We start from the raw sequence: 22,969 nt of genomic DNA, 5'->3' as shown, positions 1-22,969 counted from the left end.
TACTGACCGTTGCCTTCGATTCGACAGGCGTCCACGGCGCCGCATCTGCTGACCGTAAACGATCGGTTTTGCGTCAGCGTGTCGTGACGTCGTAGGTGATGCGCACGAGCCCGTCGCTTTCGGTCGAGTGGTGTCCGCGGAGGGTCAGGAGGACGTCACGGTCCAGTTCGCCGAACAGTCGAGTTCCCCGGCCGAGAAGAATCGGGGCGATCGAGACGGTGAGTTCATCGATAAGGCCGCGAGAGATGAAGGCCTGGATTGTTTGCCCCCCATCGACGTAGACGCGCTCAGCGTCGCTCTCCGTGAGGAGCGCCACGACCTCGTCCAGGGATCGGGCGATATCTGCTCTGTCGGAGGCGTCGAGCGTCGAACTGAGGACGATGACGCGTTTGCCCTCGAAGGGCCACACATCGAATCTGAGGACGGTCTCGTAGGTGGTGCGCCCCATGACCAGGGTGTCGATATTCGGGAAGAACGATTCCCAAACGAGGGCGGGGTTCGCTCCCTTGTCGGTCGAATGTTGACGAGGTTCGGGCGTCGTCAGCCAGGACAGATCACCGTCAGGCTTCGCGATGTAGCCGTCCAGGCTCGTTCCGATGAAGACGCATCCGCGCCAGGTGCGATGAGTGGTCATAAGATTATGATGCTCGGGAGGTCCGACATCGAACTGCTCCGGCCCACGGTGCGAAACCGATCGTTTTCGGCGGTTCACGCACAGGGCCCGTCTGGATAGTGCCGGATAGGTCGTTCAAAACGAGGTTTCGGTCGACGTTTTCGGCATGGTGCCCATGGACTCTGAGCCTGCGCGGCCGCTGCGGGCTTGCTCGTTGGTCGCTAATCGAATGGCGAGACGCTGTTTTGCTCGCGCGTATCGGGTTCGTGCGGTGGAGGGGTTGATGCTGAGGAGTGTCGCTGCGTCAGCCAGTGTGAGGTTGTCCCAGTGCACGAGCATGACGAGTTCGCGTTCGGTCGGCCGGAGCTCTTGAAGCGCCGCCCACACTTGGTTGTCTCTTTCGTTGGTCTCCCCGATCTGTGCCGGGTCGCTCTGGCGGATGTCGGTCAGCAGGTCCTGAACATGGACCGAGTGTAGGGCTTGTTCTGTTCTGGAGTGGTGGCGTCGGTGTCTGCGCAGGATGTTGCGGGCGATACCGAAGCTCCACATTCGTGCTTCGAGCTGATCGCGAGGTATGCGGGTGCGACGTTCCCAGATGATGGCCAGTGTCTCGTTGAGCATGTCTCGGGCCTCGGTGGGGCGCGGCGTGCGAGGTAGCGAAGGAGGTCTTCGCCGTTGGATGTGACGACGGTTGTCGCACGGTCCTCAGGGGTTTGGTCGTTGACGGTCATCACCGGAAGGGGCCGTTGCACGTGTCGGTGCTACCCCACTGGCTTGCGACTCCTTGGAGGTCTGGTGGCAGGCGACGCTCGATCACGGGAAGGATTGCGATCTTGAAGGAGATCGCGTCACGTGTCTCGGATGTGTCGTTCGTCCAGGTCTCGCCAGATTGGGGTGCCACGGGGTTCGCGGTTGCCTGATCGTAGATCTCCTGACCAACGCCGTCCCAGTTAGTCGAGGACAAAGCTTCCGCCACACGCTCGTCTCGGCTCGTGCGGTCTGCTCCTCCGACATACACCGCCCAGACGCAGTCGACCGTTGTTCCGGACACAGTGGTGTAGTTGATCGCCACCTGCATATCCGCTTCGACCTGCGTGTCATCGATGCCGAGCCACAGCGGGCTGGCAACCGCTGCTCCCGTTGACACGATCGCCACCGTCAGCCCGACGGGGACAATCACCTTCCACCGTTTTCGGGCACCGCGCCTACCTGCAGTCGCGCGCGCGTGGTTCCAGGCGCTCGAGACCATCGGCGTCAGGGATTCGTCGTTGAGGTTCCTCGCAGGGTCGAGACGCCGCAGTTCTTCTTCGAGAGCACTCATACAAGGGTCCTTCCGACCGTGTCAGCCTTGCTGCTGTTCACCCTCTACATGCCACGTCAGGCCTGGAGCGTCCCAAACTTTCCGTCAAGACACTCACCCCTCTGTTTGTATGTACCCACAATCGTCCGAAACTGATCGTTTCTGGCAGGCTCGTCGACGTCGACGAACAGCTGTGCGACACGCCGACGATCGATAGGCCGAAACCCCCTGTCGAAACCGTTTCGCGCCGGAACCTCGGCGGTACCGTTTTCGGCATGGCACATGAAGTCGGTTACGCCCGGGTTTCGAAGCGGGAGCAGAACCCGGACGCGCAGGCCGCTGAGCTACGCGCGGCCGGGTGCGAGCGTGTCTTCGTTGACCACGGCGAATCGAGCCGCGTCACCGACCGGCCGCAGTGGCTGGCGTGTCTCGACTACCTTCGGCCGGGGGACACCCTCAAGGTGCGCCGGCTCGATCGGCTCGCCGGCAGTGAGCGCATCCTGATCGAGACCCTGCAGGACCTCGACGCGCGCCAGGTGAACATCGTGAGCCTCACAGAACCGATGATCGACACGACGTCGCCGATGGGCCGCGCCCTGTTCGGGATCGTGGCCGTGTTCGCGCAGCTGCGCGTCGACACGATCAGGGAAAACACCCGACGAGGCCTCGACTATGCGCGGGCGCAGGGGAGGGTTGGAGGCAGGCCGAGCGTGATGACCCCGGAGCGGATCGCGACGGCCCAGCAGCTGCGCGCAGACCGCCACAGCTGGGAGAGCATCGGCCGTGTTCTTGGAGTTGGTGCGTCGAGCGTGCGTCGCGCTCTCGCGAGGTAGCAGTGAGTATCGAGCAGCGACCTGAACTGTAGGGGCTGTCTAGGTTCCGAGGGGGCCCTCATCGAGATGTCGAATCAACGCAACTGACTCATGATGAGTCCAGAGCGCGTCCTTCCGGAGGACTCGTTCAAACCACCCGTGTGCCGCGTCGTTTCTGATGTCGAGGATGCGCTCAACGGTGCGCAACTGCGAGATCGATAGAACGCCACGCGCTCGAAGCTGGGTAGCGTATGTGCTCAGACTCGCGTCTCGTTTGGTGATTGAGATCCCATGCCGGGCGGCGGCGAATCGAAGAGACCTCTCGAGCGTCGCGGCGATCAGCATGACGGCGCTCGATGGGTGCTGTGCGCGATCGGCCAGGAGGGTCTCTGATCGCAAAATGAACTCATCAAGCTCGGAACCCCGCGCTGCGATCATCTTGCCAAGACGTATGGACGCGTGCTCGTGCGGTGGTAGGTCGATGGTGCGGAGTAGCTCGGCTGTCGTGTCTGGACTTCCAGGGGGAAGAGTCCTGACGACGCTTAGATACGAGAAGCGATTCTCCATTGCTGCCGACCGCAGAACGTAGGAGAGGCTGAGGCTTGTGATCCTTCCTTGCATTCCTGCGCGCCGGGCGACGTCTCTGACGATCTGATGGACAAAGGTGGTGGCTACCATGTCGTTCTGGCGCGCCGGGGCGAGGATGCGGCCACTTCTACGGCCATCAAGATGCTTCTGAATCTCGCTGGCGACCTGCTCTGGGACGGCTACGTATCCGATATCTGACTGAGCGCGGCGTTGCGGGACGCTGAGTGCGGTGACGCCTCCGCGGTCATGGAGGTCTTCGGCCCGCGCCGCACGTAGTTCGTCTCGACGAAGACTGCAGAAGGCCAGCAACCCGATTACTACGCGTTCGCGTCCTTCCGCGACGGCCCAGAGATCGGCGAGCTCTTCCAGAGTTGGGACCGTACGGATGGCGCGTGCAGGTTCGACTAGCGAGAGCTCGGCAGTTGGGTCACGGTCCATCCGCCCGATGCGATGCAAGTAGCCGTAGAAGCTGCGAACGTTCTTCAAACGTGTATTACGCGTCGCGGCGGCCAATGCGCGTCTGTTCAGTGCTTCACGGAAGGCGAGGATGTCAGACGCCGTTGCCTCGAGCGGCTCCAGCTCGCTCTCAAGACTCCACTCCCGGAAGGTCTGCAGCCCCAAACGGTAAGTCTCACGGGTGGAGGGCGTATACGCGCGGTGATGCAAAAACGCCCGCACCAGCGCATCCCAGTCCTTCTCGTTCACGGACTGATCGTACGCAGACGTCCCAACCTCCCACCGGTTCGGCACGGTAGATTGCCGTCCAGCTGGTGCCGGTGCGGGAGACGCCGCCTATCCGAGATCGGCTGACCCTCTGCTTGCTGAGGCATCGCGCTCCCGGAACCCTGAGAAGTAGATCGCTGGATATCTCTGCTGACCTGGCTTTTTATCTGATAATGGTGATTATGTCAGCTTATTTGAGATAGCTTTCTCGCGACCTGGCGGTGACAAGCTGGACATACGGACGCGGCGCGCAGAACCGTGCGACGTGGACGAGGACATACTGGCGTTGTGCTGATCCTCTACCCGGACACCAACGCCTTCCATGCAGACTTGCTCATGATGCGCCCGACGAGCGGCAAGCTGATCAACGCGCTGTTGCCGGGGCAAGTCGAGGTAGCTCTGTCCCCCGTTGTTGTCGCTGAGGCGGTGCGTCAGGCAAGGGAGTCTGCACAGGACACGGTGCGAGGGCTGCAAGCTGCTGTCCGCGACCTCCCGCGAAAGCACGGCGTGCCGACCGAGGCCTACATGGCCACCGTGGATGCGCTGTCTACCAACGTGCAGCACGCATCAACCCGGGCGCTGGCGCCGCTGCTCGAGCATTCCGCATGCCAGGTGTGTCCCTGGCCGGTGACATCGAGTGAAGAGCTCGTGTGGCGTGAACTCGAACGAAGAGCGCCGACCTCACTGAAGGGCGGCCAGACCGTGGGCCTGCGAGACACCATCATCTGGCACGGCCTCGTCGAGCTGATGCAAACGCTCAACGACGACGACGAGGTTCTGTTCATCTGCGCCGACGGTGGCTTCCTCCTAGACGGCGATCTTGCCCCCTCCCTCATCCAGGAGCTCGAGGAGAAGTGGGTCGACCCAGGGCAACTGCGAGTTGTGGCTCGCCTCGAGAACGCGATCGCTGAGGTGGAGGAGCGTCGTGAGTTGCTGACACGCCAGGAACGCCTCGCGATACAAGCCGTCATCGATCACCTCGCCGACTTCGAGGGGAAGACCTGGGCCTACGTGGACGCGTCGAACGAGGCGCCGATGAAGTACGGGATAGAAGAGGGGCTGGTAGTTGCTGTTGATTCGATCAACATCGAGTCGACGAGCGGGGTTCCGCCGGAAACGGTGGAAGCGACAGCGGAGATCACCATCTCCGGATTCATGCGGACCGATGAGTACCTCCAGGAACACTCCGAGGCAGTGGAGTGGATGCAAGGTGACTATTCCGACCCGATGATTGGCGTGGACTTCACCTCTACGGTCGCCCTCGAGGCGGAGGTAACGATCGCGCCTGGTGGCGATGACGCCTGGGTCGAGGACGAGACCCTGCGATGGATCGAATGAGCTCTCAGGCGTGCCTGTCGGATGGGAGAACGCGACCGTGCTCTCGTTGATGGCGGTTCCCGCCGGCGGGATGAGCGATCCGCTGACCGTCTACGCCGTGCCGTTGATTCTCGCTCTCCTGGGTATCGTCGGCGTGGCTATCGGCGCCTGGATAGCGGCACGCAGCGCCCTCCGAAGCCGTCTCATCGATCTGAACGCCGCGGAGGCAGCGTCGGAGCGCGCGTTCGGCATCCGAGCTGTGGCTGTCGTCACGAGTCTTGGGATCGCGACCCACCACCTCATCGAGGATCTTCAACAGCGGGGGCAAAAGATCGCGGACGCCGCTGACGGTCGTCCTGTCACTGTGATGCTCGAGCTCGACCCAGCGCGATCCAAGCAGGTAGAGCTGCTTACCGACGAGTGGCGTGCGGTCCTCGCCGAGGCGCAGTTTTACACAACGGGTAAGCTAGCTAAGGCCCTCTACGAGTTCGATCAGCAGCGCGACATCGTTGTGAAAGGTGTGAACGGGGCCACACATGCTGAGGGCCTCGCGTCTGCGTCGGATGCGTGCGCAGTCTGGCGCGAGTACCACGCCCGCCAGGTCTACCGACTGTTCCAGATCGATAAGATTCAGGGCCGCGCGCGTATCTACCGGATCGCACACGTGAGGCGGCTGCGCCATCTCGCGCGATCGCTAGATAAGGCTCTCACCGAGTCGATGAAGGACGGCGATCGCTTGGTGCGAGCGGCTGACGATGAGTACGGTGCACCAGTGTCACGATCGGACAGAGCCCCGGGTACCGGGCAGGCGCCCAAGTCCTGAGATGGCACGACGCGTCGATGGATCTGCTCCGTTCCTGGCGCTCACCGCCAGCGGTCGTGAGGTCAGCTGGGCGCGAAGGCGTCGGTATCGCGTTCGAGCCAGCACAGGAACGCTGTGGCGTTCATCAGCGCGATCAGACTGTTGACCTTCGTGTACTGGCGGGAGGAAACGGCGTGCGCGGTCGCATGCCTAGAGAACGTGCGCGGAATCGAGTCGCCTTCGCAATAATCGGTGTGGCTCACAGCGAGCGGCCCCAAGACCATGAGAGCCCGGAGGCCGAGCTTAGATAGTTCAGGTCTCCGATTCTTGGCGGTCACCAGCGACCATTTGTGGCCGGCAGCGTGGGGCTTCATGTACGACCGCCCAAGTGTGTCGATGAGGTTGGCCGAGAGCGCCTGAGCCGCTTGGTGGTGTCCACCCCGAATCGCGGAAGCTGACAGAGAGACGAACCGCGCGTGCGCTCTGCCCTCGCGACTAGGCAGCTCGTTTGAGGCGCGAATGCAGTCGCTGAGAATTTCGTTACATCCGCTGCGGACGATCTCTCGGCGTTCCTCACTGTCGTCCGCCGCAAGGAGGCGCTCGACGAGGGCTGAACGGGGAACCCAGGCCAATGCGATGCCGTCGACCAGCAAGATCAATCGCAGCTTGTCATCGTCGAGACGTTCACCGCTCGAGACGTGGGCCCAATTCGGGGGCAGAGCGCGAACCCGTTGGTGAGCGAGACGCGACAAGCCGTCGAACCACGAGGTGTCAATGGATCGGACCCAAGACGTGTAGGCGTGGAGGGCGTCTTGGATGCCGGTGATCGCGGTGGTGTCGATGGTTCTGATCTGCGGCATGTTGCGGAGGGCGTCTTGGATGCCGGTGATCGCGGTGGTGTCGATGGTTCTGATCTGCGGCATGTTGCGGAGGGCGTCTTGGATGCCGGTGATCGCGGTGGTGTCGATGGTTCTGATCTGCGACGCGTTGAACGCGCGCGGGGGTTCTTCGCTCAACCGGCTCTTGAATAAGTCACGTTTACTCACGCCCTCACTGAAGCAGAACATGATGAGCACGGCTCCGACCTGCCGAGCTCAGTCGCGGTAGGTTCGGCCGTGCAGGCACCGCGAGGAGATAGCCGCATGGCGCGAAGACCCGACGTCGACCGGTTCTGGTCCTACGTTGTGCGCGGACCCCGGCAGGACGATTGTTGGCTTTGGGTCGGCGCCGTCGGTGATGACGGCTACGGACGGTTCTGGACTGCAGGCGACGGCGCTGGTCAGCGCACGATGCGCCCGCAACGCTTCCTCTATCGACACCTCACCGGCGTGGATCTCACACCGGACGTAATGCTTCTGCACCGGTGAGACGTGCCACTGTGCCCTCCCGCCGGAAACGACGATCGCCCGCCAGGGACGGATGTCCACAGCGGGCGATCGCGCCAGTCGCTCTCGAAGGCGATGGCGGAAAAGCGTCAGCGCGCGGCGCCGGCGAGGGTGCCGGTGACCTGACCCTGCGGGTCGCCGATGAGGCAGAGGATCTCGCGGTCACCGGCGTCCCAGCTGCCCGCGGTGGGCACGTAGTAGTTGAAACCGAGGACCGACTCCTCGTATGCGATCCCCACGAAGGGCGCGAACGCGTCGTAGCAGACCTGTTCGGCCTCGGTCTGGGCCGCCTCGATGCCGGGGAACTCGTCGGCGTCGATGTCCTGTGCGTGGTACGCCTCGAGGTCGTGGGCCTCGCTGCACGGGACGGTGGGGGTCTCGGTGACCTCGGTGTCGGCGGTGCCCGAGTCGAGCATGCAGTCGCCCACGCGGATCGCGAAGACGTCGGTGCTCTCGTTCGACTCGGCGATCGCGCCGGACTCGTCGCGGACGGGGGCGGCGGCTCCGCCATCGGTGAAGGCGTTGAGCGCGGAGCAACCGGTCGCGAGCAGAGCGACGGTCAGTGCGGCGGCGGGCAGGGCGAGGAGTCGACGAGCAGTGTTCACGTCGAACGACTCTAGCCAAATTCGGCAGATTCTGGGAAATGCTGATGATTTTGCTGAGTGTTCATCGCCCCGCCGTCTGAAACGCTTCACGCGACGCCCGGAACCTCATCGAGCGCGGTGTAGACGGGGATGCCCCGCTCTCGTGCGATCGCGACGTCCTGATCCGCGCCACGCGACTCTCCCGGTAAGCGCAGGACGGCATCGCAACGCTGCAGCAAGCGGTGCGCAACCGGATACATCACCTTCTCGGCGAGCGGGTCGGAGGGGCCGGCCGCCCCCGCGCTCGCGAGTACGGGGAGGGCGACCCATTCCCCGATCATCGGGATGTGTCCCGCAGCGAACAGGGGCCAGGCAGCCTCCTCCAAGCGGTCCAGATTGCGCCGCATCAGCGCGGGGTCGCCGCCGGTGCCCGAGGCATAGGGTCCGGCGATGAGGATCATGAGGGATGCCGTGGTGGCGGATTCGGTCATGGGTCGAATAATATGCATAAACGTGCAAGAACGTGAAGGAGTCGGATTGCTCGCCGCATCGAGGAAAGACCTGCTGCTCGCCCGGCTTCGCGCCGACGGCCGCATCGTCGCCAAGGAGCTGGCCGCTGAGCTGGGCGTCTCCGAAGACAGCATCCGCCGCGATCTGCGCGAGCTGGATGCCGCCGGCCTCGCGGTGCGCGTCTACGGGGGAGCGGTTCCCGCCTCGCCCGCCATCGCCGACTACGCGTCTCGCCAGACGGTCGCCACCGAGAGCAAGCAGCGCATCGCGCGATTCGCCGCGAGCCTCATCGAACCGGGCAGCACCGTCATCATCGACGGCGGGACGACCGCCCTCGCGACGGTGCGGGCGCTCGATCCCACGCTGGACTGCACGATCGTGACCCACAGCCCGACCGTGGCGGCAGCTCTTCTCGATCACGCCGCCGACGTCATCATCATCGGCGGCCGGCTCTTCAAGCACTCGGCGGTCGCGAGCGGTGCGGCCGCGGTCGAGGCCGCCCGCATGGTGCGAGCCGACCGGTTCCTCCTCGGGGTCACCGGCATCCACGCCGACGCGGGTTTGACCACCGGCGATGCCGACGAGGCGGCGATGAAGCGCGCGCTCGCCGAGCGGTCTGCCGAGACCTACGTCTTGGGCAGCGAGGAGAAGATCGGCGCCGTCTCGCCCTTCGCGGTGCTGCCGTTCGACGCGGTCACGGGGGTCATCGTCGACCCCGCGGCTCCGGCCAACAGCCTGGACGCCCTCGAACGCCGCGGCGTGCCGTTGCTCCGTGCCGGGTGACGGGGCGGGGTGACGGCGGGGCGGCCGCTCGTTAGGCTGTGTCGCATGCAATGCCGGTGAACCGCCTCCGATCCCCATCCGCGCGTCGACGACGACGCGATCGAAAGGCCCACCCATGCACGCTTCCTCTCCCTCTGCCCTTCCGCTGAGCGGTAAGACCGCCCTCGTCACGGGCGTCTCGCGCCGCCGCGGCATCGGCTTCGCCGTCGCGACGACACTCGCCGGACTCGGCGCGAGCGTCGTCGTCCACCACCACCGGCCCCATGATCTCGACCTGCCGTGGGGCGGCGACGACCTCGACGCCGTGCGAGCCGGCATCCGCTCCCACCTCGTGGGCGATGCGGGCTTCGCCGACATCGCCGGGGATCTGAGCGCGGCGACGGCGGCGGACGACCTGATCGACGAGGCCGCGGCGCTCACCGGCGGGCTCGACATCCTCGTCTGCAACCACGCCAAGAGCGGCGACGACGGCAGCATCCTCGATATGACGCCCGAGCGCCTCGACGCGTTCTGGGACGTCAACACCCGGGCGACGCTCCTTCTCACCGCGGCATTCGCCCGGCGCTTCGCCGAGCCTCCTGCTTCCGAGACGCCTCGCCGGCCGGGCGACCGGATCGCCGGCGCGAAGCCCTACGACGCGCCGCAGGGGCACGTCGTGTGGATGACGTCCGGGCAGATCCACGGACCCATGGTCGGCGAAGTGGCCTACGCGACGAGCAAGGCCGCGCTCGCCGGTGTCACGAGAACGGTGGCCGCGGAGCTGCTCGAGCTCGGCGTCATCCTCAACACCGTCAATCCCGGACCGGTGAACACCGGCTACCTCGACCCCGACACGACCGACCGCTCGCTCGACGATCTCGACGACTGGTTGGCGACGACGGCGTTCGGTCGGGTCGGGCGGCCCCAGGACCCCGCTGAGCTGATCGGATGGCTCTGTAGCCCGTCGGGGTCGTGGCTCGTCGGTCAGGTGCTCACGAGCGACGGCGGTTTCAGCCTCAGCTGACCGGCGGTCCAGCGGGAGGCGGGCGTCGTCGGCCCCCCTTGTCGCTCATCACATGCCGGGATACCGTCGGCCTCGACGAGACATACGACACGAAATGAGGGGTTTCATGGCCGATTTGATCGTGATTGCATTCGACAGCGAAGCGGACGCCGAGGCCGCGTACAACGAAATCCAAGTCCTCCAGAACGACCTCGTGGTCGAGCTCGCCGGGCTGGCACTGGTCAAGGTCGACGACGAGGGCAAGACGAAGGTCGAGTATCCGGGCGTCGTCGGCAAGGTCGGTGCGGGTGCCGCGGGCGGGGCGCTGTTCGGCGCCCTCATCGGCATCCTCTTCTTCGTCCCGATCGCCGGGCTCGTCTTCGGAGGATTGTTCGGGGCCCTCTTCGCCGGACTCGACAAGACGAATCTGGATGCCGAATTCCGCGACCGTGTGAAATCGGCGGTCTCCGCCGGAAAATCGGCCGTCGTGCTCTACGCGACCAAGATCACGACGGACAAGTTCGCGTCCGCCCTCGCCGGGTACAACGGCACCGTCGTGCAGACTTCGCTCTCGGAGAAGGACGAGCGGGAGCTCATCCACGACCTCAGCGGCGCGCGGTAGTAGTCCGGGGCGCGTTCGGGTCGGGGTGTCGTTCGCCGCACCCCGACCCTTCCGTCGTCAGTCGGCCCGCACGAGCAGGTCGCCGATCTCGCAATCCAGCGCCCGGCAGATCGCAGAGAGCGTCGAATAGCGGATGGCGCGGGCTCGGTCGTTCTTGAGTACCGAGAGATTCACCACGGAGACGCCGACGATCTCGGACAGGCGCGTGAGGGTCATCCCGCGCTCGGCGAGCAGCTCGTCGAGGCGGCAATGGACGCCGCTCGGACCTTCCTCGTCTGCGGGGCTCACACCAGGCCGTCCGTGTCGCGCTGCAGACGCACGCCGCGTCGGAATGCGACCGCGATGAGGCCGACCGTCACGCCGACCGCCCACACCGGTGCCCATCCCCAGAAGTCGAGGAAGTGCAGCGGCTCGCCCTCGCCGACGCCCAGAGCGCTGAGGACGCCGTTACGCCCGATGTTCTCGAGGATGAGCACGACGAATCCTCCTCCGACGAGCGCCCACCCGATGACGTCGAAGGCCCGAGCGGTCGCCGGGACGAAGAACCGGCCGCGCAGGAAGCTGCGTGCGACGTACATCACCGCGAGGATCACGGCGAGGCACGTGATGCCCCACACCACGATCGAGCCCGCGAGCGCGGCCGCCGTGCCGCCGTCGACCTCGGGCGCGATGACGAGTGCGTTCTGCACGACGCTGTCGACGTACCCCGTGCCCGACCCGACGGAGGCGGAGAACGGCTCGTCGTCGATGTCGATCCGCCATGCGACGCCCGCGTCGCGGAAGACGTCGAGGAACCGTGCGACGACCGAGAGGACGACGGTGATCGCGGCGCCGATGCCGAGCAGGAGGACCGTGATCGCGTCGGCGGCATCCGAGCGGGGTCCGCGGGTGAGGGTCATCACACCAGTCCTTCCGTGTCGCGTTGGAGTCGTGAGCCGTACCGGAACACTGCCGCGAGGGCGGCGAGGCCGAGGCCTGCGGCGATGGGCCAGAACGGGAGGGTGACGTTGAGTGTCGCTTCCGGCCACCACGCGAACGGATCATCGATTCCGGGGATCTCGGTCCACTGCGCACTTCCCCGGGCGAACAGTTCCTGCGACGCCATGCTGCCGGCGATGTCGGAGAGCAGCTGCGCGGCCGTCCCGCCGGCGGCGACGATGACGGCGGTCGCCATGGTCACGCGCACGATGATGCGATCGAAGGCGCGCCCGGCGAGCAGCTGGAAGCACGCGACGGCGATGAGTGCCGCGATCGCGGTGGGGATGAGCGTCCACAACGCCTGCCCAGCGGTCCAGAGCCCGCGTGCGAGCGGGCTGATCCCCGCGACGTCGACCTCGGCGACCATGAAGCCGCCGCCGGCGACCTCGGCCGTTGGGCCCGCGTCGATCACGACGCCCGGGAGCAGGTCGGGCCAGAACTGCGCCACCGGGACGCTCATGCGAGGCGCGTCTGCCGCGAGGTTCTGAATCACCGAGATGACCGCCCCGAGTAGACCGAATGCCGCCCAGGCGGCAGACAGGGTGAGCGCAAGGCTCACGACGGGAGAAGGGTCGCCACGGCGACGGGCGCGGGCCGCGGCGACACCGAACACGGTGGCTGCCACGACGATCACCACCGCGATCGCCACGATCGGGCCGATGTTCCACAAGACCAGCATGCTCTCGACGCTCCATATCGATAGTCGTTGTTATCGAGAAACGATATGGTCCGAGGCGACCGAGCGCAACCCCGCGTAACGCTATGCCGACGGCGAACACGGGCATACCCGTATCCCTGCCTGGTTAATCTCTTTCGTAAGCGCCCGGAGTCCCGGCGCTCAGAGGAGGCTGACGATGTTCGAGAGATTCACGGATCGTGCCCGTCGCGTGGTCGTGCTCGCCCAAGAAGAGGCGAAGATGCTCAACCACAACTACATCGGGACCGAGCACATCCTCCTGGGTCTGATCCACGAGGGTGAAGGCGTCGCGGCCAAGGCCCTCGAGAGCCTGGGCATCTCCCTCGACGCCGTGCGCGAGCAGGTACAGGACATCATCGGTCAGGGCCAGCAGCAGCCGACCGGTCACATCCCGTTCACGCCGCGTGCCAAGAAGGTCCTCGAGCTGTCGCTGCGCGAAGCGCTGCAGCTCGGACACAACTACATCGGCACCGAGCACATCCTCCTCGGCCTCATCCGTGAGGGCGAGGGAGTGGCCGCTCAGGTGCTCGTCAAGCTCGGCGCCGACCTGAACAAGGTGCGTCAGCAGGTCATCCAGCTGCTCAGCGGCTACCAGGGCAAGGAGCCCGCCGGCGCGACCGTCGGCGCGGGCGAGCAGACCCAGGCGCCGCAGGGCGGCTCGGCTGTGCTCGACCAGTTCGGGCGCAACCTCACCCAGGCCGCGCGCGACAACAAGCTCGACCCCGTGATCGGTCGCGAGAAGGAGATCGAGCGGGTCATGCAGATCCTCTCGCGTCGCTCCAAGAACAACCCGGTGCTGATCGGCGAGCCCGGCGTCGGCAAGACCGCCGTCGTGGAAGGCCTGGCGCAGGCCATCGTCAAGGGCGATGTGCCCGAGACGCTCAAGGACAAGCAGGTCTACTCGCTCGACCTCGGCTCGCTCATCGCCGGTTCCCGCTACCGCGGTGACTTCGAGGAACGTCTGAAGAAGGTCACCAAGGAGATTCGCACCCGCGGCGACATCATCGTCTTCATCGACGAGATCCACTCGCTCGTCGGTGCCGGTGCGGCAGAGGGCGCGATCGACGCCGCGTCGATCCTCAAGCCGCTGCTCGCCCGCGGCGAGCTCCAGACGATCGGTGCCACGACGCTCGACGAGTACCGCAAGCACTTCGAGAAGGATGCCGCGCTCGAGCGCCGGTTCCAGCCGATCCAGGTCGGCGAGCCCAGCATCCCTCACGCGATCAACATCCTGAAGGGGCTGCGCGACCGCTACGAGGCGCACCACAAGGTGCAGATCACCGATGGCGCGCTCGTCGCCGCGGCGAACCTGGCCGACCGGTACGTCAGCGACCGCTTCCTGCCCGACAAGGCCATCGACCTGATCGACGAGGCCGGCGCCCGCCTGCGCCTGTCGATCCTGTCGTCGCCGCCCGAGCTGCGCGAATTCGACGAGAAGATCGCCAAGGTCCGCGAGGACAAGGAGCGCGCGAGCGAGGAGCAGGACTTCGAGAAGGCCGCATCGCTGCGTGACGAGGAGAAGTCGCTGCTCGCCGAGCGCCTGCGCCTCGAGAAGCAGTGGCGCTCGGGCGACGTGGCCAGCCACGCCGTCGTCGACGAGGGGCTCATCGCCGAAGTGCTCGCCCAGGCCACCGGCATCCCGGTGTTCAAGCTCACCGAGGAGGAGACCAGCCGTCTCGTCTTCATGGAGAAGGCGCTGCACCAGCGCGTCGTCGGGCAGGAAGAGGCCATCGCGGCCCTCTCCCGCACGATCCGTCGTCAGCGTGCCGGCCTGAAGGACCCGAAGCGCCCCTCGGGCTCGTTCATCTTCGCCGGCCCCACCGGCGTCGGAAAGACGGAGCTCGCCAAGGCGCTCGCCGAGTTCTTGTTCGATGACGAGGGCGCGCTGATCTCGCTCGACATGTCGGAGTACGGCGAGAAGCACACCGTCTCGCGTCTGTTCGGTGCCCCTCCCGGATTCGTCGGATTCGAAGAGGGCGGTCAGCTCACCGAGAAGGTTCGTCGCAAGCCGTTCTCCGTCGTGCTGTTCGACGAGATCGAGAAGGCCCACCCCGACATCTTCAACTCGCTGCTGCAGATCCTCGAAGAAGGGCGCCTGACGGACGGTCAGGGTCGCGTGGTCGACTTCAAGAACACCGTGATCATCATGACGACGAACCTCGGCTCGTCGGCGATCGCCGGTGGACCGGTCGGGTTCCAGGTCGAGGGCAACGCGCAGACCAGCTACGAGCGGATGAAGGGCAAGGTCGACGAAGAGCTCAAGCGGCACTTCAAGCCCGAGTTCCTCAACCGCGTCGACGATGTCATCGTCTTCCCGCAGCTGAACAAGGCCGAGCTGCGCCAGATCGTCGGCCTGTTCACCAAGCGTCTGAGCGAGCGCCTGCTCGACCGCGACATGACGGTGGAGCTCTCCGACGCCGCGAAGGACCGCCTCATCGAGATCGGTTTCGACCCGACGCTCGGTGCTCGTCCGCTGCGTCGTGCGATGCAGCGCGAGGTCGAGGACCAGCTCAGCGAGAAGATCCTGCACGGCGAGCTCAACCCTGGCGACCACGTGAAGGTCGACACCGAGGGCACGAAGTTCGTCTTCGAGACGGCTCCGCGTGAGGACAAGGTGGCGATCGGCGTCGGCGCTGCCGGCGAGATCGCTGCGACTCCCGACATCGCCGCCAGCGGCGACTGACCGAGGTCGCGCGAGCGACGAATCGCACGGAGGGGCGGATGCTGCGGCATCCGCCCCTCCGGCGTTTTCGGGGCGGGAGCTGCCCCGGCTGGCGGCGGAGAATGGTGGGATGCAGCCGTTTGCTGTCGCTGTCCGTGCCGTCGACAGGATGGATCCCGTTTGGGTGGCCGTCTCCGGGCTGCTTCGCGACTACCACCTGCAGACGGAACACGAAAAGGCTCTGCACGGGGTCACGGCGGGTGGGGTCACGGCGGGTGGAGTGACAGCGGGTGGGGTGGCGGGTGCCGCGCTGCCCGCGAGGTATCGGGTCGAGGTCGACGACCCTGCCGAGGCGTTCGCGGGGGCTGCTGTCGCCGTCGCCGAGGACGACGTCGGGGCGGTCGGCGTGGTGGTGCTTCAGCCCTCGGGCCGCGACGTAGAGCTGAAGCGGCTGTGGGTCGCGCCCGCCGGACGTCGACGGGGAGTCGCGGCGGCTCTCGTGACATACGCGAGTGAGCATGCCGAGCGAGCGGAAGCCGACGGGCTGCGGCTGTCGGTCTGGGACTGGCGCTCCGACGCGCTCGCCCTCTATCGGTCGCGGGGGTTCACCGTCGAGCCTTCGTGGGAATCGCGCGAGCGGCTGGTCTGCCTGCGCCGAGCCCTGGACTGATCTTTCCGCGTCGGTGCGTCAACCCCTCCTTGCCTTCGTGCCCGGTCTGCGTGCCGTCGACAGGCTGAGCGCGGTAGGGGTCGCTCTTCCAGCCGATGTGTATGTGCTCAGCCTGCGGACGGGACGCGTCGCGCGGGTTCAACGCGACTGACCGGGGACGGACTCGGGGCCAGAGTCGGACTCGGGCTCGGGCTCGGGCTCGGACTCGGAGTCGGACTCGGACTCGGACTGGGGCTGTGGCTGTGGCTGTGGCTGTGGCTGGGGCTGGGGCTGGGGCTGTGGCTGGGGCTGTGGGCTGTGCCCGGGGGCGTGAAGCTTGGCCCAGGCCCGGTTCTGGGCCTACTGGGGCACGGTTCTGCGTGGGGACGTCTACCGATCGCGGGTGCGGCGTGCCGCCAACAGGCTGAGCATGGCCGGCACCGCCGCGATCGTCGCTTCGGGCGGGCCCAGCCTGTCGACGGGACGCGTCGTGCCGAGATCCCCGCGCCCGGCGGCGCCCGGCGGCGCCCGGCTGCGCAAGGCTGCGCCGAGCGCGGCGTCGGTGTGTGACCGGCGCGAAACACAGCGGCTCTACGATCGGCGCGTGAGCAGCGAAAACGCCACGACGGCGCCCCGGCCCGTCATCGGCTTGACGACCTACCTCGAGCGCGCCCGTCAGGGGGTGTGGGACGTGCGGGCGAGCTTCCTGCCGCAGCAGTACTTCGACGGCGTGACGGCCTCGGGCGGTGCCGCCATCCTGCTTCCGCCGCAGCCGGCACCCGTGCCTGCCGCCGATGTCGTGCTCGACCGGATCGACGGGCTCGTGCTCACGGGCGGCCTCGATGTGCAGCCCGAGCTGTACGGGGCCGAGCGGCATCCGCTGACGGATCCGGCCCGGCCGGATCGCGACGACTGGGAGCTCGCCCTGCTGCGCGGTGCCCGTGAGCGTGGCATCCCGGTTCTGGGCATCTGCCGCGGTCTGCAGCTCATCAACGTCGATGCGGGCGGCACCCTCCACCAGCACCTTCCGGACGTGCTGGGCACCGACCGATACCAGCTCGGGAGCGGCGTCTTCGCGCGGAACGATGTCGCGGTCTCAGCCGGGACGATGTTGTCGGAGCTCGTGGGGACAGGCTCGCTCACCGTGAGCAGCTACCACCACCAGGGCATCGACCGGCTCGGCGGGGACCTCGTCGTGTCGGCCCGCAGCGGCGAAGGTCTGCCGCAGGCGATCGAGTCGCCCGGCTCCGACTTCCTCGTCGCGGTGCAGTGGCACCCCGAGGAGGACGCCGCCGACCGCCGGCTGTTCCTCGGCCTGGTCGCCGCGGCGACAGAGTACGCCGCGGGTCGCTGACCCCCCCCGGCATCCCTGGCTCGTCCTTGTTGCGCTGGCCGTGCGCGAATGCAAGCGTTCGTGGCCGACACCCCGACCCCGGATGCCTCGGCCCGGCGTGTCGACTCGGATCTCTTGCATCCGCGCTCGCAGAGGGACACCCGGATGCCGTCGGGGTCAGGGTTCGAGAGGGGCGACGTCGACCGAGACGCGCAGGGTCGAGGTCTTCGCCTCGGTGAAGATGATGCCCTTCACGGGCGAGACGTCGCCGTAGTCCCTGCCCCATGCGACGGTGACGTACCGGTCGTTCGCCCACTGGTCGTTCGTCGGATCGATCGCGAGCCACTGGTCGGTGCCCGGAAGCCACACCGCGAGCCAGGCGTGCGAGGCGTCGGCGCCGAAGACGCGCTCCTTGCCGGGCGGCGGCTGCGTCGCGAGGTACCCCGACACGTAGCGCGCCGCGACACCGTGCGAGCGAAGGCATGCGAGGGCGACGTGGGCGAAATCCTGGCAGACGCCGGCCCGCTTCTCCAGCGCGTCGGCGACGGTGCTCGTGACCGTCGTCGCCGTGCTGTCGTAGTCGAAGTCGGTGTAGATCCGGTGCATCAAGTCGCTCGCGGCTTCGCCGATCGGGCGTCCCGGGGTGAGCGAGACCGCGCCGTAGGCGGCGGTGGCCTCGGACTGCGCGACGCGCGGCGAGGGGAGAGCGAACTCGGCGGCGCGCCACGCCCCCTCCTGGTCGGGATGCCGCAGCGGCCGGGCCGCCTCCCAGGGCAGGGCGAGTGCCGCCGGGTCGTACTCCGGAGCGGTGACGATGACCTGGCTGGAGGCCTCGATCGACAGCGCCTCGTGCGCGGCGGTGACATGGAAGTACGTCGACCAATTGCCGAAGTAGTCGGAGTCGCGCCGCATGTCGCCCGGGGCGGGCGAGACGACGACATCCGCCTCGCGCACCCGCTGCCCGGGCAGTTCGCGCGGTATCAGGTGGAACTGCCCGACGCTGTCTTCGACGGGAGCGCTGTACGTGTACGCGGTGCGATGCCAGACGCGGTACTGCTTCACGCGCGGGCCTCCATCAGTTCCTCGATGAGGGCCAGCGACGACAGCGCGACCGGGGGCGGGCCGCTCTCGAAGTGCAGCTCGTCGATCGCGTCGCCGAGCTGCTCGAGCTGGGCCGTGAGGTCGTCGAGCAGGTCGGCGAGCGGAGAGCGGATGCCGTCGACGGCATCCCCCAGCGCATCGGTGTCGATCGCGCTGACGAGGGTCTCGAGGTCGTCGACCAGACGCTCGGGCCGTGTCGACCCCGTCGATGCGGGCGCCGACGCGAGATGGGTCCGCAGCTCGGCGAGGCAGAACGCCAGCGACCGGGGGTTGTCGGGGTCGCGTAGCAGCAGGTCGAGCACGTCGCCCAGGCGCACCGCGCCACGGAACCGTCGTCGGTGCGTGACGATGCTCTCCGATGCGGTGAGAAGCGCCTCGAGCACGGCCCGTTCGGTCCGCGCGTCGCGGCGGTCGACGACGACGCGCAGGATGTGGCAGACCTGCAGCGCGCGCTCGAGGAAACGCCCCGCCTCGATGAAGTGCCATCCGGTGTCGCGCATCATGTTGGCCGACACGCCCTGCAGCGACAGGACGACGGTGAGCATGCGCCCCGCCGACTCGGCCGTGCGGTGCGCGTGCGGCGATGCCCGCAGGGCGCGGGAGGCCCGTTCGATGCCGGCGAAGACGCGCCACGTGTCGCCCGACAGCTGGTCGCGCACGCCGTCGAGCGCGTCGCGCAGCCGGCTGAGCGCGTGGGCGGTCGAGCCAACCCGTGCGGCGTCGAGCAGCAGCGACCGGAAGTCGGCGTCGGCGGCATCCGGCCCCGGACCGGCGAGCCGCTTGATGGCGTCGCGCAGCACGCGGGCGCTCGTGTGGCTGGCACGACCGGCGCCGGCCAGGTCGAGCTGCTGCTGCGCCGTGAGCACCAGCCGCAGCAGGTCCTCCGCCCGCTCGGCGTACCGCCCCGACCAGAACATGTCGTCGAGGGCGCGCGGCGCGATGCTCGGGGCGCTGCGGCCACCGGGGAGCGGACCGATCTCGTTGAGGCCCTGATCGGCGTCGCCCTCAGCGGCCTTCAGCACCCAGACGTCCTTCGTGGTCGGCGCCGCATCGGGGCTCTCGCGCACGGTGGCGAGTCCGCCGAGGAGGGGGCGGTACGCCGAGCCGTGACGCAGCGTGAAGGCCCGGAAGATCAGAGCGCGCGGGCGTGCGCCGTCGCCGGCCCAGACGGGGGCCTGCGAGAGGGGCAGCAGCTCCTGCCCGACGTAGCGGTGCGGTGCGGCCTCGATGCGAGCGGCGACGGCCGCGGCATCCAGTCCTGTCAGATCGCGGCGTGATCCGTCAAGGGTCCGCACGAAGAGGGAGGGATCCTCCGACCGGACGCGATCGAGAACGACCGCGCGCGCCTCGTCGTCGCCGCACCACCACGTCGGCACGGCGGGCAGGCGCAGCTGCTCGCCGAGCAGGGCTTCGCAGGCCCCGGGCAGATAGGGCAGCAGGGCGGGGTTCTCCAAGACGCCGGCGCCGAGTCCGTTCACGAGCCGCACCGTCCCGCGGCGCACCGCCTCGGTGAGGCCGGCGACGCCCAGACGCGAGTCGGAGCGCAGCTCGAGCGGATCGCACCACTCCGCGTCGACGCGGCGCAGGATGACGTCGACCTGCTCGGTCGGTTCTCTGCGCGGCCATCCGGTGGGCTTCATCCACACCCGGCCGCCACGCACGACGAGGTCGCTGCCCTGCACGAGCGACAGGCCCAGGCCTCGCGCGAGGAAAGCCTGATCGAACGCCGTCTCGGAGTGCGGGCCGGGGGTCAGGACGACCACGCGCGGCTCGGCGACGCCCTCGGGCGCTGACGCGGCGAGCGTCGCGTGCAGGGCCGAGAAGTACGGCTCCATGCGGTGCGGGTCGCTCTGCTGGTACAGGTCGGGCAGCACCTGCGAGATGACGCGCCGGTTCTCCATCGCGAACCCCAGGCCCGACGGCGCCTGCACGCGGTCGGCGAGCACCCGCCATTCGCCGTCGGCGTCGCGTCCGAGGTCGGTTCCCGACAGCAGCAGCGGATGCCGGTCGGCCGCCGTCGACCGCGCGAGAGGGCGGAGGAATCCCGAGTGGCCCAGCACGGCCGCGGCCGGGATGGTTCCCGATGAGAGCAGGCTCTGCCGTCCGTAGAGGTCGGTGAGGACAGCGTTCAGCAGCTCGGCGCGCTGCGCGAGGCCCGTCTCGAGCCGCGCCCAGGCGGCCGCGTCGACGACCAAAGGGACCGGGTCGAGCTGCCACGGCTGGGCGCCGCTGTCGGGGCGGACGTAGGTCACACCGTCGTCAGCGAGGAAGCGGGTGATCTCGCCCTCGACGCGGGCCAGCTCGGACGGGGTCAAGGCCAGCGCGAGGCCGGCGAGTGACTGCCAGGCGGGGCGGAGGCTGCCGTCGGCATCGACCACCTCGTCGTAGCGCGAAAGGTCGGCGGGGCCGTGGGGGAGCGACGACAGAGGCAGTGTCGGCTGGGACACTGCGGCTGCGTAGTCACGGAGCACGCTCACGTCGGCACTCCAAAGCGGGAGGGATCTCGGGCTGAGGTAACCTTACCGGCGCGGACTATCGTTGAGGTGTGAGCTCCGACGACCCGGCCTTCGTCGTCCGCCCCGCGAGGGCGAGCGATGTCCGCGGCATCCGCGAGATGCTCGACCCCTGGGTGCAGCGACGAATCCTGCTCGGCAAAGACCTCGTCGTGCTCTTCGAGTCGGTGCAGGAGTTCGTCGTCGCCGAGGCCGACGGCCGGCTGGTCGGATGCGGCGCCCTCCACGTCATGTGGGAGGACCTCGGAGAGGTGCGCACCCTCATCGTCGTCGACGAGTGGCTCCACCGCGGAGTGGGCGGCGCGATCGTCGACCGGCTCGAGCAGAACGCCCGGGAGCTCGGCCTCTCGCGGCTGTTCTGCCTCACCTTCGAGGTCGACTTCTTCGCCCGCCGCGGCTTCGAGGCGATCGGCGAGCAGGTCGTCGATGCCGACGTCTACTCGCAGCTGCTGCGAAGCCCCGACGAGGGCATCGCCGAGTTCCTCGACCTCGCGCACGTCAAGCCGAACACCCTGGGCAACACCCGGATGCTCAAGCACCTCTAGGCGTGCCGCCCCGGCGGCATCCGGCCCGCGCCCTACCCTGGCTTCATGACCGACACGCCGCCCCGACGCCGTCATTCGCCCGCGGTCTACCGTCGCCGGCGACTCGCGCTGCTGCTCGTCGTGCTCCTCATCGTCGCCGCCGTCGTGCTGGCCTTCTGGCGGCCGTGGGAGGGCGCCGCATCCGATGGTCCGGCTCAGCCCGCGTCGTCGGATGCCGCGGCCTCGCCCTCGTCGTCGCCGTCCGATGCCGGGGGCGACGCGCCCGAGCCGTCGACATCCGCGAGTGAGCCGTCGCCGTCGCAGGATGCCACGGCGGAGGAGGTCGAAGCGTGCTCGGCGCGCTCGGTGCAGGTCTCAGCGGTCACGGACAAGGATTCCTATGGCGCAGGGGAGTTGCCGCAGCTGTCGATCTCGCTGACGAACGCGGGGGCGGAGGCCTGTCTGCTCAACGTCGGAACGGCGACGCAGAAGCTCACGGTGTCGAGCGGTCCCGACGTCTGGTGGCGCTCGACCGACTGCCAGAGCGAGTCGAGCGACCAGGTGGTGCAGATCGATCCGGGGCAGACGGTGTCGAGCGTGACCCCCATCACGTGGGATCGCACGCGCTCGTCGGTGGACAGCTGTGACGGAGAGCGCCCGGCCGCGCCCGCGGGCTACTTCAATCTCGCCGTGGAGATCGGCGGGTTGGCGGCGCAGCAGGAGCGCCAGTTCGTCCTGCGCTGACCGGCGTTCGCGGCCCCGCAGGAGAGTGAGACTTTTCTCACTCGACGGGACGAGACAGACGCCGGGGTGCGGACGTAACCTGGAGTCAGCTCTTCGAGGAACACCCTCGCTGTCCCCAGCGGCGAGTAGTCGCGCAACCCCCCAGAATCGCGACGACGGATCCCCACCTCGGATGGGCGATGGGCCCTCTCGATTTCCTCAGTCCCCAATGAAGAGTTCGAGAGGGCCCCTTCTCTCTCTAGGCTGAGGTGATGGCTGGAAAGAAGCGTGGCGTGAAGAAGCCGCTGCCCGAGTTCCGCAATCCGCAGCTCGCGGACGCCCTGCAGACCCAGGACATGGCTGCTCTCGCGTTCGCGCTGCGGCACGGCCCGACCGTCGTGCCGCTCATGCGTCCCGGCGATCGCGATGACCCGCGTGACGTCGGTGAGATCTGGACGTACCGCGACCCCAACACCGGTGACGTCGCGCTGCTGCTGTTCAGCGATGCGGCGCACAAGCCCGAAGCGCTGCCCGCGCATGTAGCGTTGCAGTCGCCCGGCGGTCTGCGCGCATTCCTCGGGGTTCACGAAGCGGAGATCACCACGGTGTTCTTCGACATCGCAGGCCCCCACCCCATGCAGGCCACCCCGCAGGACGTGATCGCCGCGCTCGACGCCTGATCGCCGGGTTGGTGGGGCCGGGGGGTTGGGGTTGGGGTTGGGGTTGGGGTTTGGGTTGGGTTGGGTTGGGTTGGGTTGGGTTGGCAGT

General features: G+C 67.6%; 24 protein-coding genes. 12 read left to right on the top strand and 12 right to left on the bottom strand.

What is annotated here, in order from left to right; translation table 11 throughout:
- Window positions 1–73: 73 nt before the first annotated feature.
- From QUC20_RS14810 to QUC20_RS14800, 3 genes are all read right to left on the bottom strand, one after another.
- The gene (locus QUC20_RS14810; RefSeq protein ID WP_289330369.1) at window positions 74–634 is read right to left on the bottom strand and encodes a dihydrofolate reductase family protein; all 561 of its coding nucleotides are present in this window, start codon (window positions 632–634) and stop codon (window positions 74–76) included.
- A 114-nt stretch (window positions 635–748) separates the two neighbouring features.
- Complete coding sequence (locus QUC20_RS14805; RefSeq protein ID WP_289330368.1) at window positions 749–1,234, bottom strand: RNA polymerase sigma factor; 486 nt, start codon at window positions 1,232–1,234, stop codon at window positions 749–751.
- A 109-nt stretch (window positions 1,235–1,343) separates the two neighbouring features.
- Complete coding sequence (locus tag QUC20_RS14800; protein ID WP_289330367.1) at window positions 1,344–1,934, bottom strand: hypothetical protein; 591 nt, start codon at window positions 1,932–1,934, stop codon at window positions 1,344–1,346.
- Between the two features lie 254 nt (window positions 1,935–2,188).
- On the opposite strand from QUC20_RS14800, the gene QUC20_RS14795 reads away from it, so the two are divergent.
- The gene (locus QUC20_RS14795) at window positions 2,189–2,746 is read left to right on the top strand and encodes a recombinase family protein (protein WP_289330366.1); all 558 of its coding nucleotides are present in this window, start codon (window positions 2,189–2,191) and stop codon (window positions 2,744–2,746) included.
- Window positions 2,747–2,785: 39 nt separating this feature from the next.
- On the opposite strand, the gene QUC20_RS14790 is transcribed toward QUC20_RS14795, so the two are convergent.
- Entirely contained in the window at window positions 2,786–4,018 is a 1,233-nt protein-coding gene (locus QUC20_RS14790; protein ID WP_289330365.1) for a tyrosine-type recombinase/integrase, read from the bottom strand.
- Between the two features lie 306 nt (window positions 4,019–4,324).
- Between QUC20_RS14790 and QUC20_RS14785 the strand changes: the two genes are divergently transcribed.
- A complete protein-coding gene (locus QUC20_RS14785) occupies window positions 4,325–5,374 on the top strand; it encodes a PIN domain-containing protein (protein ID WP_289330364.1) in 1,050 nt (349 codons plus the stop codon).
- Window positions 5,375–5,411: 37 nt separating this feature from the next.
- Window positions 5,412–6,176 (top strand): hypothetical protein, encoded by a 765-nt coding sequence (locus QUC20_RS14780; RefSeq protein ID WP_289330363.1) that lies wholly within the window; start codon window positions 5,412–5,414, stop codon window positions 6,174–6,176.
- 62 nt (window positions 6,177–6,238) lie between these two features.
- Here the strand turns inward: QUC20_RS14780 and QUC20_RS14775 are convergent, their stop codons facing one another.
- From QUC20_RS14775 to QUC20_RS14765, 3 genes are all read right to left on the bottom strand, one after another.
- Window positions 6,239–7,231: a hypothetical protein gene (locus QUC20_RS14775; RefSeq protein ID WP_289330362.1), complete on the bottom strand. Its 993-nt coding sequence runs from the start codon at window positions 7,229–7,231 to the stop codon at window positions 6,239–6,241.
- Between the two features lie 398 nt (window positions 7,232–7,629).
- Complete coding sequence (locus QUC20_RS14770) at window positions 7,630–8,145, bottom strand: septum formation family protein (RefSeq protein WP_289330361.1); 516 nt, start codon at window positions 8,143–8,145, stop codon at window positions 7,630–7,632.
- 86 nt (window positions 8,146–8,231) lie between these two features.
- Window positions 8,232–8,615, bottom strand: coding sequence for a DUF4406 domain-containing protein (locus QUC20_RS14765; RefSeq protein ID WP_289330360.1), 384 nt, complete (start codon window positions 8,613–8,615; stop codon window positions 8,232–8,234).
- Window positions 8,616–8,637: 22 nt separating this feature from the next.
- Here QUC20_RS14765 and QUC20_RS14760 point away from each other — a divergent pair, with 22 nt between their 5' ends.
- The 3 genes from QUC20_RS14760 to QUC20_RS14750 all read left to right on the top strand — a co-directional run bounded on the left by QUC20_RS14760 (window position 8,638) and on the right by QUC20_RS14750 (window position 11,021).
- Window positions 8,638–9,417 (top strand): DeoR/GlpR family DNA-binding transcription regulator, encoded by a 780-nt coding sequence (locus QUC20_RS14760; protein WP_434543645.1) that lies wholly within the window; start codon window positions 8,638–8,640, stop codon window positions 9,415–9,417.
- Between the two features lie 115 nt (window positions 9,418–9,532).
- Window positions 9,533–10,420: an SDR family oxidoreductase gene (locus QUC20_RS14755; protein ID WP_289330359.1), complete on the top strand. Its 888-nt coding sequence runs from the start codon at window positions 9,533–9,535 to the stop codon at window positions 10,418–10,420.
- A 106-nt stretch (window positions 10,421–10,526) separates the two neighbouring features.
- Complete coding sequence (locus QUC20_RS14750; protein ID WP_120264105.1) at window positions 10,527–11,021, top strand: DUF1269 domain-containing protein; 495 nt, start codon at window positions 10,527–10,529, stop codon at window positions 11,019–11,021.
- A gap of 57 nt (window positions 11,022–11,078) precedes the next feature.
- Here the strand turns inward: QUC20_RS14750 and QUC20_RS14745 are convergent, their stop codons facing one another.
- From QUC20_RS14745 to QUC20_RS14735, 3 genes are read right to left on the bottom strand one after another with little or no spacing between them, the layout of a single operon-like run.
- Entirely contained in the window at window positions 11,079–11,309 is a 231-nt protein-coding gene (locus QUC20_RS14745; protein ID WP_094260618.1) for a helix-turn-helix domain-containing protein, read from the bottom strand.
- Window positions 11,306–11,920, bottom strand: coding sequence for a hypothetical protein (locus QUC20_RS14740; protein WP_289330358.1), 615 nt, complete (start codon window positions 11,918–11,920; stop codon window positions 11,306–11,308). Before QUC20_RS14740 ends, QUC20_RS14745 begins: the two co-directional genes overlap by 4 nt.
- Window positions 11,920–12,678 carry a hypothetical protein gene (locus QUC20_RS14735; protein ID WP_120264108.1) on the bottom strand — a complete coding sequence of 253 codons (759 nt, stop codon included), beginning with the start codon at window positions 12,676–12,678 and terminating at the stop codon, window positions 11,920–11,922. The genes QUC20_RS14740 and QUC20_RS14735 overlap by 1 nt, the downstream gene beginning before the upstream one ends.
- Before the next feature lie 175 nt (window positions 12,679–12,853).
- On the opposite strand from QUC20_RS14735, the gene QUC20_RS14730 reads away from it, so the two are divergent.
- From QUC20_RS14730 to QUC20_RS14720, 3 genes are all read left to right on the top strand, one after another.
- Window positions 12,854–15,379, top strand: a complete 2,526-nt coding sequence (locus tag QUC20_RS14730) for an ATP-dependent Clp protease ATP-binding subunit (RefSeq protein ID WP_120264109.1) — start codon at window positions 12,854–12,856, stop codon at window positions 15,377–15,379.
- Between the two features lie 148 nt (window positions 15,380–15,527).
- The gene (locus QUC20_RS14725; protein ID WP_289330357.1) at window positions 15,528–16,028 is read left to right on the top strand and encodes a GNAT family N-acetyltransferase; all 501 of its coding nucleotides are present in this window, start codon (window positions 15,528–15,530) and stop codon (window positions 16,026–16,028) included.
- A gap of 583 nt (window positions 16,029–16,611) precedes the next feature.
- Complete coding sequence (locus QUC20_RS14720; RefSeq protein WP_289330356.1) at window positions 16,612–17,361, top strand: gamma-glutamyl-gamma-aminobutyrate hydrolase family protein; 750 nt, start codon at window positions 16,612–16,614, stop codon at window positions 17,359–17,361.
- Window positions 17,362–17,517: 156 nt separating this feature from the next.
- On the opposite strand, the gene QUC20_RS14715 is transcribed toward QUC20_RS14720, so the two are convergent.
- Together QUC20_RS14715 and QUC20_RS14710 are read right to left on the bottom strand one after the other, a co-directional pair.
- Window positions 17,518–18,402 (bottom strand): transglutaminase family protein, encoded by an 885-nt coding sequence (locus QUC20_RS14715; RefSeq protein WP_289330355.1) that lies wholly within the window; start codon window positions 18,400–18,402, stop codon window positions 17,518–17,520.
- Window positions 18,399–20,918: a circularly permuted type 2 ATP-grasp protein gene (locus QUC20_RS14710; RefSeq protein WP_289330354.1), complete on the bottom strand. Its 2,520-nt coding sequence runs from the start codon at window positions 20,916–20,918 to the stop codon at window positions 18,399–18,401. Before QUC20_RS14710 ends, QUC20_RS14715 begins: the two co-directional genes overlap by 4 nt.
- A gap of 137 nt (window positions 20,919–21,055) precedes the next feature.
- On the opposite strand from QUC20_RS14710, the gene QUC20_RS14705 reads away from it, so the two are divergent.
- The 3 genes from QUC20_RS14705 to QUC20_RS14695 all read left to right on the top strand — a co-directional run bounded on the left by QUC20_RS14705 (window position 21,056) and on the right by QUC20_RS14695 (window position 22,881).
- Window positions 21,056–21,499, top strand: a complete 444-nt coding sequence (locus tag QUC20_RS14705) for an amino-acid N-acetyltransferase (protein WP_289331529.1) — start codon at window positions 21,056–21,058, stop codon at window positions 21,497–21,499.
- Window positions 21,500–21,544: 45 nt separating this feature from the next.
- Complete coding sequence (locus QUC20_RS14700) at window positions 21,545–22,222, top strand: hypothetical protein (RefSeq protein WP_289330353.1); 678 nt, start codon at window positions 21,545–21,547, stop codon at window positions 22,220–22,222.
- Window positions 22,223–22,473: 251 nt separating this feature from the next.
- Window positions 22,474–22,881, top strand: a complete 408-nt coding sequence (locus QUC20_RS14695; RefSeq protein WP_120264114.1) for a dehydrogenase — start codon at window positions 22,474–22,476, stop codon at window positions 22,879–22,881.
- Window positions 22,882–22,969 lie beyond the last annotated feature (88 nt).

Source organism: Microbacterium arborescens, assembly GCF_030369635.1.
In the GTDB taxonomy this organism is placed as follows: domain Bacteria; phylum Actinomycetota; class Actinomycetes; order Actinomycetales; family Microbacteriaceae; genus Microbacterium.
This window is presented reverse-complemented; position numbering and strand designations above follow the sequence as displayed.